Source organism: Helicobacter salomonis (assembly GCF_900197775.1).
Classification (GTDB): domain Bacteria; phylum Campylobacterota; class Campylobacteria; order Campylobacterales; family Helicobacteraceae; genus Helicobacter; species Helicobacter salomonis.
The window spans coordinates 1-10861 of sequence record NZ_FZMA01000072.1 but is presented as its reverse complement, the minus strand read 5'-3'; the positions used below and the strand labels follow the sequence as shown (position 1 = coordinate 10861).

Below are 10861 nucleotides of genomic sequence, written 5' to 3'. Positions count from 1 at the left end.
GAGAGAGGGCTTAACTCTTGAAGTAGAGGAGCTAAGACATGCCTAGCATGCAAGTCTCTGGTAATCTTGCAAGCCACTAAGCCAAGCAACTAAGCTAGGGGAGTGTGTTAAAACATTAGAAAGGATAAACATGGATGATACCATTACATGCCCGCATTGTGCTTGCACCATCAAAATAGGCGCGCTTTTGTCCAAACAGGCCAAACAAGATGCCCAGCGACAAATGGCGCAGGAAAAAGCAAGCTTTGAACGGGAACTCCAGCAAAAACGCCAGGAGTGGCAACAGGCCTTTAAAGATGTTGAGGGCCAAAAGCAGGAGATCGCACGCCAAAGACAAGCCCTAGAGGAGCAGATCAAGCAGAGGATACAACAGGCCCTAGATCAAGAACGCAGTCAAATGCAAACCCAAATGCAAGAAGAGCAAGCGCGCCTGCTGGCACAAAATGCGACGCAGTTGCAAGTGCAAAAAGAGGAGATGGAGAAAAGCTTGCAAGCCACATATGAGCTGAAACTCAGAGAAAAAGACATGCAAGTGGCACGCTTGGAAAAAGCGGCCCAAGAGATGCAGCGAAAAGCCCAACTCACTTCCCAACAGCTCCAAGGCGAAGTCCAAGAAATCGCTATTGAAGAGTATTTGCACCAGAATTTTCCTTTAGATTGTATTGAAGAAATCAAAAAAGGGCGCAAGGGGGGAGATTGCGTGCAAATTGTGCATGACTACAAGTTACAAGATTGTGGCGTGATTTGCTATGAGAGCAAACGCACTCAAAGTTTTAATGAGGAGTGGATCGAGAAATTTAAACAGGACATGCGCGAGGCTAAGGCGCATATCGGAGTGTTGGTAACCCAAGTCCTACCTAAATCGATGGAGCGCATGGGGCTGTATCAGGGAGTCTATATCTGCACTTTTCAAGAGTTTAAGGGACTTTGTGGGATTTTGCGCCAGATGATTATCGATCGCGCATGGGCACAGAAGAGTCAAGAGCACAGAGGAGATAAGATCCACGAGCTCTATAATTACCTAGTAGGTCCAGAATTTGCCAAAGAGGTGGAAAATGCCCTCTTGACCTTTCGAGAAATGCAAACAGATTTGGAGAAAGAAAAGCAAGCGATGGAAAAGCTCTGGGCTAAACGGCATAAACAAATCCAAAAGATTGCCGCTATCACAGCGCGCACACGCGGCTCCATTGAGGGGATTGCAGGCAATGCGATTGCGCCTATTGAAGCCCTAAAATTGGGGGTGGAGTAGTTAATTTTTAGTGAAAGTGCCAACAAAGACACCCACCCATGTCGTAGCAATAACATAGGGGTTCCGTATTGTTCAGACTCCCCATAACTAAAGTTGGGGGCTTGGGCTTTAGCGCGCAATCGGTGAGCCCCTATCATTAGAACAGGGGCTCAAAAAAGGGCTGGTTTTTCCCTTAACATCAATATCAAAGGGTGTTTTGGGCATAAGGCCTAAAGTCTTGGTATTCATCTGTGGCCGTGTTATAAAAGCGGGCGTTGAGGGGGTGGAGCGCGTCCCTGATGTCTGTGGAGGTGGCGCGTGCTAAGTCAGTGGCATTGCTTTTAAAGACAATGCGATACTGGCATTCACCCACTACAAAATCCGTTTCACGCGCGATACTGGACAACCTTTTGAGATTATTGACAAAAATAATGAAATGTTGGTCATTGTCAATGGCAAGTTCTAAAAAAGCCTTAAACTGCTTGAGCTGCCCTTCGCGCTCGCTGTGTAGGTCGCTGGCATCATCAAGCGAATCGATGAGAATCAAGCTCCCGGGCTCTAAATTCTCTACAAACATCTGTGCGCTGGTGTGGGTGGGGGCGATACCATAATCTTGTAGGGCGGGCATGTGTGCGCCTAAAGATCTGTTAGCATGATAGTAGTAAAGCTTTTTGCCCAAAGTTTGGGCATTCCTGCCAATGATCTTAAGCCAGTTGAGCTGGGCTTGCAGGTCCGCGCCCACGATGAGTAAATGCGCGCCCCGATTTGCCCCAAAACAGAGCACAAAGTCTTTTTGTTCGTAATCCACGCCCACGCCCAGCTGTAGGCTTGTGCCTTGCAACTCAAGCACTTCAGGCATATAAATGGGCTCTTCACCATTGTAGAGTTTGTGGGGGACTTCTTGCAAAGCGCGCTCCCTAGCCTCTTTATTGGTTTTGAGAATAAAGTCAGGGAGTTTTTCATTAGCGGCATAGGGAATCACCATGTGCGTGTGCGAGTCAGGAGAGCCACCACTGTTATTATAAATCGCCTCCGGGCTTCCCTTTGGCAAACTTGTTTGCATGGTATAAGGAATGGTTAAAATCCGATCCACATCATCCGCATCCATCGCCAAAGCCATGCGGTTGCCAATTTGAGCTTTTAGTTGATCGGGAATACTAGAGTCTCGCAAAGTTTGGGTAGAAAAAACGAGGTGTATCCCATAACTGCGCCCTTTTTTGAGCAAGGCGGTTAAGAGTTGCTCGACCTTATCGCTCTCTTTACCTATTCCGGCAAATAAAACCTGAAACTCATCAACGATCATCACCATTCTAGGCATGATCTCTTGAATCCGTGTGCGGTATTCCTTGAAGTCTTTGACGCGGTTGGATTTAAAGACATCTGAGCGGCGCGTCATCTCAGCATTGAGCCACTCTAAAAAGGTGATCCCATAAGACACCGAACTTTGCACGCTCACTAGCATAGCATGCTCTAAAGTGGGATTAGCATAAGCGTTAAACTCTACGCCCTCTTTGTAATCTAGCAAGAATAAGCGCAATTCATCGGGGGAATAGTAAAAAGCCAAGTTTTGGATCAAGACATTTAAAAAATTGGATTTCCCGCTCCCACTGCGCCCGCACACTAAAGTATGGTGCTGGGTTTGATCGCCTCCGATCTCAAATAACACCTCTCTATGGTCCTTGTCCCAACCAATGGGCACGCTCACAATATGCGTGCTATTTTTACTCCAAAATTCCTCTGCTTGTTGTAACGCGCTCACCTCGCGCTTGATTTGCTTGCGCTCGCTGTAATAATGCGCCACCTCTTTAGCAAAGGCGTTTAAATGCTCTTGAGAGGTGCTTGAATCGTGTAATACTTTGAGATTGAGATGTTTCAAATCTATGGGCGGGGCTTCAAAGCATTGCCCATATTGTTCTAAAGTCTTATTTAAAGAGAGGTCCTCTTTGGAGCATTCCTCCTTTTCGCTGTGGCTGTAAATGAAGCATAGCACCCCATTAGCCGCGCCAAAACGCACCAAGTGTTGCAAATACACCCGACTTTGTGAATCTAGGGCATCCACCCCACTTAAAAACAGGGCACGCACCTCTAAGCGATCGGCATTGTGGCGGTTGTAATCCATAAAATCTTTGTAGCCCGCTAATTTTTCCTGTAAATTGGTCTTTAGATATTCATAAAGGTCTTTTAGGGCTTGCTTGATCTCATCACTCTCGGTTAGAATTTTTTGCCCATAGATGAAATCGTGATCTTTTTTTAAAAGCCGCCGTGCCAGCGCAAACACTCCGCCTAATTGCAACGCATCCACCAAGACCACTTGTAAATGGGTGAGGGGGATGGTAGAAACTAGACGCAAAAAAGCTTCGCGTAAAAATCTAGGCGTGTTTGGGCTATTGCCATAGAGGGCGGGCGGAGGGAAGGAATAGGTTTTAGGGACAAAGAATTTTTCAAAGCTCTCCTCTAAGCCTTGTGGGGTGTTTTCGCCCACTTCCAACACACCCAGAGCTAGAAACTCAGGGTAGCTTTGGCTTTCATTAATGGCAAGTTTTCCGCCTAACTGGGGTTGGTTAGCACGAATCACATCCCTAGCCCGACTCACTTCCTTATAACTTTCTTCAATTTTAAATAGGGGACTATTTTCAAAGCGCACCTGAGCCACAGCGCGATCTAAACCTTGTAAAGCAGTGTTCAACATATTTATCCTTTTATCCAGCTTGAGAGACCAAGGATCGCGCTTGAGCCAAGCGGCTTTCAATCGCACTCGTGCGACGATTAGCCTCAAATTCGCATTCCTCTAAGCGGTGGCATAATTTGAGCATGGGTTCAAACACTTCTGTGCTCAATCTGTGTCCCAACACATCATCCATCGCCTCTAATAACGCACTCTGAATCTGTTTGCACTCGTGGGTGCTACCATCATAAAATTTATACATCCAACACTCCTAAAGACTCTCTAGCTTTTTTAAAAACATGGCAAAATCAATTAAAGGGATTTTATCGCCCGTATCACTGTCTAAAAAATGCACTTTGTTTGTGGCTGTGTCGAGCAAAAAATAACCCCCATAACCATCGCTCCCAAAGACAATTTGACCAGCTCCTAGGTGTTCTTTTAAAGTTTCCATGAAAAACGCAAAGAGACATTTGCCCTCTGTGTTGAAATTAAGCACATTTTTAAACTGGTAGCTACGCGTGCCAATGCTAAAATTGCGCTTGTGTGGAATGGCGTTGTTTGCCCGTCTTAAAAATTCTACGAATTCAGGGCTAAACTCTACATGGGCGTGAGCTTGTGCCGTCTCTAGCCCGGAATCTTCTAAGGGCACAACAAATTCCCAATCACTCACACTTGTGTTTTGTATTGTTGCCATAGTGGGTATCCTTTCGTGTGGGGGACTCTGAGTAAAACTTCTTCGCGCACTAATTGCAAATTGCCCAAAGGCGGGTTGCCATCAAAATGCCACAAATAGCCCTTGGGGGTTAGCCCCTTGTGGATTTGTAATCTTTCTTCCTCATCAAAGAGCTCTTGCAAGTTTGGTTGTTCCTCTAGGGCTTTTTGAAGAGCCTTGATCCCATAGAAATGGTGCACAGATTTATCCGCATCCAAGTCTTTAAGTGCGATAGTAGTCGCAAAGACGGCTGGAAAAATGGGCAAATGATACTCACTAAAGGGCACGCCCATGTCATTGTTTTCACCCCGTATAAATTCCTCTTTACGCGCTTCTAAAAGCTCTTGATAGCGGGCGTTGGCTTGCTCTATGTCAATTTGTGCGTTGGCTTGTTCTAGCTGGCTTTGTAAGTCTGCCACTTGTTGCATGAGTTGTTGAAACTCTGGGGGTGGGATGCTGTAGCGTTCCTCAACAAGCTCTGTTGCCATTTCTAAGCGTTGGCATAGCGCGTTGTGCTCCTCATCATAGGCGATGAGTAATTGCTTGGTTTCCTCCCAAGTTTCCTGTAAGAGGCTTTCAAGGTTTTTTACCTCCTCTTGGAAGATCTGTACTGCCTGCTCGAGGGGTGGTATTTTTCTCTCGCAATCCTCCCGCTTGGCTTTGGCAATCTCCAATGCCGCAGTAGCTGCTGCCACAGCAGCGAAACGCGCGGGCGGTGGAATGAACATGGCTCCTGCTAAAGCTAACTTAAGTCCCATCTCAGTATTCCTAGCTAAGTTTAACGCGCTACGCGCTTGGCTTAACTTGCTCTGTGCGTTTTGGTACTCCTGACAAACCTTGTTATAGTGCTCTTGCATGGCTTGCCCAAGTGCCTTTGTCTTCTCCTGCAAACCATCGCGAAACAATCTAATGGTGTGGACAACTTGGCGCGCCTGCTCGGTGTTGACATTTGCGGTTAGCATGGTTAGCGGTTGCGCTTATTGGCATACTCTTCGAGGATATTAGCTTCCTCATGAAGCCAGCGCGCCTGCTCATCCGCTTCAGCATTGAAACGGCTTAAAAACACCTCTAAATCCTTCAAGGTATTCTCAAAACTCCGCGTTTGATCGTCATCCCATGTGTCGCACAACTTGTGAAACTCGCCATTTAAACTCCTGACATTATCGCCAAGATCGCTGGTAAAACGCTGTAAATAGTGCGCAAAATCCCTAATTTCCCGATAATCCGCATGTGCTTGCATGTGCACTCCTTAAAATTTTTTCCCACCCCACCGCCCTTAAAATTAGTGGTTGGGTTCTTCGCCCTCTTTAGGCGCACCTTCGCCTCCATCCGTCTTGACTTTAAGGGGAGTGTCGCGCGCTTGGGGGAGCGACTCTTTTTTGGGTTTTTTACCCGAATAACGCTCAGTTTCGCGCATTTGATCCTCCTGCCATGCCGATAACTCTGTATTTTGGCTTGGGCGGGGGCTCTCGTATTTGATCTCTTGTAATTCTAAACACGCGTTAGTGTGTAAAAGCAAACTTCCGCCCTCCAACATCCGCCCCATAGAATCCTCTAAACTCACGCGTAATTGGTGTTGGCGATCCAAAATATCTAGTAGATCGCGCATGTGTTGGCGATTCCAAAGGCTTCTTTGATTTAATTGTGGCTGGAAGTGGGGGTTATCTAGCAAACTAGGGTCTTTGTTATCCCACACAAAGGCAAAGTCTTTGGCTTTATTTGCCTCAATGTTGTAACGCTCTATAAAATCCTCCCAAAAGTCCGCCTCGAGCGTCTCCAAACACACAAAGAGCAGTTTTGTCCCCGTGTGTTTGAAAACACAGACTTGGTTTTTAAACAACACAAACGCATAGGCATAGCTATTCATGACCGCTCCCTAGTCTAAATGGATTTCTTCGCTCTCATACAAACTCGCCCCCTCTTTGTCAAAAATCCCCACCTTGATCGTGTCGGTGTTCACGCTCACCACTTTCAACAACGCCTCACTATATTCCTCATCCAAGTGGATAGTGCGCCGACTGCTCTCATGGATTGCCATCTGGTTAGAAGTGGCTTTAGGTTTGTCGGTGTAGAAAATCTCCACGCTATCCCCCTCAAATTCCTCAAACAATTCCACCCATGCGCCCACTTGCATTTCGCGCTTGTTGATCAGTAATTGGAAATGGCGTTTTTTCTCATAGCCCAAGTGGAATTTAAATTGAGGTCCGGTGTCTGCGCACACTTCAGAGCAAATGCGAATCCCCCCTCTGGGGCGATCGCGGCTATCCAACAAGCCAAAGACTACCCCTGTTTTACAGGTAACCTTGCGATGGGGCGCGCTCTCTGGGTCGTGCCCGGTGAGTTCTTTAATCTTGGCATCGGCCTCAGGTGTGCCTAGTGGGGGGTAAAGCTCAAAGACAATGTCTTCGGGCTCTTTATTGCTAATTTGTTGGCTTTGGCGGTGTTTAAAGGCAGCTCTTTCTTTTTCCGCTTCTTTTAAGAAAAGTTCCTTTACCAAAGGCGAGCGACTCGCATTACCAGCTAGGAAAATATGCACGGTGGTGGCGTTTTTCATCTTTTCGGAGGCGACTCTAAGAGCGTGGAAAAAGTTTTCCACCCCTAAACCAATTTCCTTTTTAAGAGTTTCTAACAGGGCTTCATAATTGATTTTCAGCTCGGCGTTATCATCTCCCCCATCGATTTGGAAAAGATTGAGATCGAGCATTTCCTCTTTTAATTCCTCATGTTCGGTATTCAAATTTTCCATAAAGGGGCGCAATTCGTGAGCAATGGTTTGCAAATTGCGCCGCCCTTCCCTAGAATTGCTGAGCAAATTCCGTAATTGTTGCGTGTCCATGCGGCTAGGATCGTAATTGGGCGTGGCGATCACAAATTTTTTAGCGCGCATGGCCTCTAAATTCTCTTTAAAAACTTGGAGGGCCAAAAGTTCTAAAAGATTTTCTCCTCCTAAATACTTCATCCCCTCCGGGTTAAAGTGGTGCAACTCAAAGGCATATTTAGGATCTGTGCTCTCCTCCCACACCCCAAAGTCAAAATCTGTCGTGCCTCCGCCAAAATCAAAAACCCCGTAATTGATCGCATCGCTCGCGCTGATTTGATCAAAGCCAAAGGCTTGCAACGCACTGATGGCATAGGCGGCTGGCTCGCTCGCGCGCAACTCTACACGCAATTTTTCCTGCTTTTCCTCCCCTTTTTTGTTTTTGTATTTATCAAAAATCCCATGAGGCAAGGATTTTCTAATCCCGCGCTCAAAGCTACTACGGATGCGCTCGGCTTGATCTTTTTCGTATTTGACCGGGTAGGATAAAAAGTAAGTTAGATACACCCCGCCCGTGTCAAGCATGTTATTGATATAACGCCCCAAAATATAGGCATAAATTTCAATGGGGTTGGGTTTGCCCACGCCATAATCTGACAAATCGCCCAAATCCCAAGGCTGTTTGTCTAGATCCATAACCTTAAATTCATTGCCCGAAGTCCCCGCCCATTGCTTGAGCTTGTAAAAAAAGCGGTAATAGTCATTGCCCTCCGCACCTTTAAAGTTTTCAAACGCTCCGTGCGCGATATTGAGATCGTCAATGTTTGTAAAGGGGCGGTGTTGAAGCGCGCCATATTCTTGGCAAAATTTCTTATAACGCCTAAATTCCATAAAGGTTGGGTTTTCGTAGTCGCGATCTAGGGCTTCCCCGGTGGTGTCCTTTGTGCCAATGGAGATCAGATTTTTATATCCCTGTTGGTCTAAGTAAGCTGCTGTGGTGCTTTTTGTCCCAAAGTCGATCGCCACTTGCACTTTCTTAATGTCGCCCTTTGAGAGGGGGTGGCGGGCTTGTAGGGGGGTGTCGAATTCAAAGGTGGTAACTTGGGGGTTGATAGTGGTTTTTTTGGGGTTATCTTCAGTAACACTTGGGTAAATGTCCCAGTGCCCAGAGTTGGGGTCTTCTAAGAGGGTGGGGTTATAGGCATCCACGCCAATGGCAATATGATCCACTTTTAACAACCACTTTTTAAACTCCTCAAAGGCTTCCTTTTCGATCTTGATTCGTTGGGCTTTAAAAGAAGCCTTTACCCGATTTAACTGCTCCTCTGTTACAAAGCGGATACCGCCCTCTTGCCAAGTTTTTAACTCCTCCATGATCTTTAAAATCTCTGCGGAGGGGTATTCAGGGTTGGCGTTGATGATGGTCTCTAGCATTTCATAAAAGCGTTTTTTAGACTCGTCATTGATGCTACTCTTAAAATTGTCTTTCGCCTCTTTGAGGGTGATGGCAAGTTTTCTTTGCAACTCTTTAAAACTCTCTTGAAACGCCTTACCTTCCTTGCTCAATGCGCGTAATTTTTGGGCTAGAGGGTGTTGCGCACTCAGGCTCAAAGAATTTAGGGTTAGTTTGGTGTCTTTTAAATCCAAAATATTTCCTTTCTTAGGGTTTTGTTTAGGTTTTTGTTTGAAACAGCGAAAAAAGCGGCACAGCCACAGACGCTTAGCACACATCTACGAGGCTTTTGTGCTTGATCTTGCCCTCTTCCTTGTAACCTTGAAAGAGGACCTTGATCACACTACCCTGTATGCTCTGACTGGTGTCGCGCATTTGGCAGAGTTGCGGGTCAAATTTGTCGCCCTCTTGGACTTGCAAGCGTTCTAAACGCCCGGGCAAGGGCATGGCAAAGAGGGTTTCAAAGAAGTCGATCAAAATGTCTTGATCTGCCGGGTTTTTGGCAATTTCTTTAGCGATCACTTCGAGGATAAAGGGCGGATTTTTAAAGAGTTTGGAAAAGAGGAGGGCGCTAACATCTGATTCGGGGGCGATCTCCAAACGCCTAGCAATTGTGGGCGATTGGTGCACCAAAGCCTGCAAATTTAAAAGGGGGTCTAGGCGGGCGTAGCGTTGTTGTAGCCCTTGCAACTTTGCCTCTAGCTCTTGTGTTTGCTTTGTTTGTGCTTCCACATTAGTTTTTAGCTGTGCATTTTGGTCGTTTAAACCCCTGATCTGTTCCTCTTTTTGGCTCACTTGTTCTTTAAGGGTGCTGATTTCTGCGCTATCTTTTTGCGCCTGCGCTTTAAGCCCTGTAATCTCAGTTTCCTTGTTTTTTAGTGCCGTGTTGAGGCTTGCGCGCTCCTTTTCTAAATCTGCCTTCTCTTTTCGCGTTGCTCCGAGTTGTGTATTAAGATCGTCTTTTTGGGTGCTTAGGTCGTTTTTTTCTGTTTCTAGGTTTTTGATTTTAATAAGTTGGCGATCACTCATTCCGTTTAAACGAGTGATTTCACCCTCTAACTCTTTTTTCTTATCTTCATGCGCCTTTTTGGCACTTTCAAGCCCTTTCTCTAAATCCTCTTTGGCGTCTTTAAGCTCCCCTTTTAACTCTTTTATTTCCTTCTCGCGCTTTTCAACTTTCTTGTTTAACGCCTTGATCTTGGCTTTCTTTTTACTCATTTGCAGTTGTAGCTCCTCTAAGAGTGTCCGGGGTTTGGTATTTAGTGCCTCTAATTCGTGTGGTTCTAAAAGTGCCCGTTCTTCATCATCAAGTTCTGTTTCTAAATCTTGGGCTCTGATGATTGTTTTGAGTTGGTTTTCCAGTTCGTTGAGTTGGGCTTCAGGGTCGCTAGAATCGGTTTTAGACAAGCGAAGAATCCCAAAAATTTTATCCCCAAAGCTCTTGTTTTTTTCCCGCTCTATTTCTAAAACCCTTTGCAAATCTTGATAAAGCTTGCTATTTAGAATGTCCGTTGTGGGCTTGGGTTCTGGTGTTTTGAGCGTAAGATTGACAATGGCTTGGATAGTGCGCTGGATTTTGTCTTGCTGCTCTTTAAGACTTAAGCAACGATATGTTACCTCTGTACCCAAGACAATTTTTGCAAGATCTTCAATGAAAACTTCAAGACCTGCTAATTTGCTCTCTATTTCCTCTTTGGGCTTGGCAGAAGTGGGGTTGGGGTACCCGCACGGCTGAGATACATGTTGAGAACAATCTTGGAATTTTAAAGGGGGTGAGTTTTCTTGTGGGGTGCAGTCTACAGTTTGGCTAGCAGAGTCTACCCCCCCCCCCCCTCCCCCCCCCCCCCGCTTCACACACAGTCTACCCCCCCCAACCCATCGGCCCACCCCCACACCGAGGCAGGCGGCACACCCCCCCCAACCAACCCACCCACACCAAACACACCTACTACCCAAAAAACAAAAAACAACACACCATCGACGACTCTAATCCTATACAATATAAACAATACACTCATACAACATATTCATCACTTCTTCTATAA

9 protein-coding genes are annotated in these 10861 nt (G+C 46.1%); 1 reads left to right on the top strand and 8 read right to left on the bottom strand.

The genetic code is table 11. The features are described 5' to 3' along the window. Positions 1-130: 130 nt before the first annotated feature. On the top strand, positions 131-1249 hold the full coding sequence (locus C6H04_RS07855) for a DUF2130 domain-containing protein (RefSeq protein WP_104732832.1): 1119 nt from the start codon (positions 131-133) through the stop codon (positions 1247-1249). A 184-nt stretch (positions 1250-1433) separates the two neighbouring features. On the opposite strand, the gene C6H04_RS07850 is transcribed toward C6H04_RS07855, so the two are convergent. The 8 genes from C6H04_RS07850 to C6H04_RS07815 all read right to left on the bottom strand — a co-directional run bounded on the left by C6H04_RS07850 (position 1434) and on the right by C6H04_RS07815 (position 10670). Beyond that, entirely contained in the window at positions 1434-3917 is a 2484-nt protein-coding gene (locus C6H04_RS07850; RefSeq protein ID WP_233711897.1) for an FtsK/SpoIIIE domain-containing protein, read from the bottom strand. 10 nt (positions 3918-3927) lie between these two features. Beyond that, positions 3928-4155, bottom strand: a complete 228-nt coding sequence (locus C6H04_RS07845; RefSeq protein ID WP_104732831.1) for a hypothetical protein — start codon at positions 4153-4155, stop codon at positions 3928-3930. Between the two features lie 9 nt (positions 4156-4164). Further along, positions 4165-4587: an SMI1/KNR4 family protein gene (locus C6H04_RS07840; protein ID WP_104732830.1), complete on the bottom strand. Its 423-nt coding sequence runs from the start codon at positions 4585-4587 to the stop codon at positions 4165-4167. Next, complete coding sequence (locus C6H04_RS07835; RefSeq protein WP_104732829.1) at positions 4560-5567, bottom strand: HNH endonuclease; 1008 nt, start codon at positions 5565-5567, stop codon at positions 4560-4562. Before C6H04_RS07835 ends, C6H04_RS07840 begins: the two co-directional genes overlap by 28 nt. Positions 5568-5569: 2 nt before the next feature. After that, positions 5570-5845 carry a hypothetical protein gene (locus C6H04_RS07830; RefSeq protein WP_104732828.1) on the bottom strand — a complete coding sequence of 92 codons (276 nt, stop codon included), beginning with the start codon at positions 5843-5845 and terminating at the stop codon, positions 5570-5572. A gap of 42 nt (positions 5846-5887) precedes the next feature. Beyond that, the gene (locus tag C6H04_RS07825; protein WP_104732827.1) at positions 5888-6472 is read right to left on the bottom strand and encodes a hypothetical protein; all 585 of its coding nucleotides are present in this window, start codon (positions 6470-6472) and stop codon (positions 5888-5890) included. A gap of 9 nt (positions 6473-6481) precedes the next feature. Next, positions 6482-9010 (bottom strand): hypothetical protein, encoded by a 2529-nt coding sequence (locus C6H04_RS07820; RefSeq protein ID WP_158653837.1) that lies wholly within the window; start codon positions 9008-9010, stop codon positions 6482-6484. A gap of 73 nt (positions 9011-9083) precedes the next feature. Then, positions 9084-10670: a coiled-coil domain-containing protein gene (locus tag C6H04_RS07815; RefSeq protein ID WP_104732825.1), complete on the bottom strand. Its 1587-nt coding sequence runs from the start codon at positions 10668-10670 to the stop codon at positions 9084-9086. Positions 10671-10861: the final 191 nt, after the last annotated feature.

What these genes read in the sequence shown, in the direction of transcription:
- C6H04_RS07855 (WP_104732832.1), top strand. Translation starts at nt 131, where the DNA reads ATGGATGATACCATTACATGCCCGCATTGTGCTTGCACCATCAAAATA.
- C6H04_RS07840 (WP_104732830.1), bottom strand. Translation starts at nt 4,587, where the DNA reads ATGGCAACAATACAAAACACAAGTGTGAGTGATTGGGAATTTGTTGTG.
- C6H04_RS07835 (WP_104732829.1), bottom strand. Translation starts at nt 5,567, where the DNA reads ATGCTAACCGCAAATGTCAACACCGAGCAGGCGCGCCAAGTTGTCCAC.
- C6H04_RS07850 (WP_233711897.1), bottom strand. Translation starts at nt 3,917, where the DNA reads ATGTTGAACACTGCTTTACAAGGTTTAGATCGCGCTGTGGCTCAGGTG.
- C6H04_RS07845 (WP_104732831.1), bottom strand. Translation starts at nt 4,155, where the DNA reads ATGTATAAATTTTATGATGGTAGCACCCACGAGTGCAAACAGATTCAG.
- C6H04_RS07830 (WP_104732828.1), bottom strand. Translation starts at nt 5,845, where the DNA reads ATGCAAGCACATGCGGATTATCGGGAAATTAGGGATTTTGCGCACTAT.
- C6H04_RS07825 (WP_104732827.1), bottom strand. Translation starts at nt 6,472, where the DNA reads ATGAATAGCTATGCCTATGCGTTTGTGTTGTTTAAAAACCAAGTCTGT.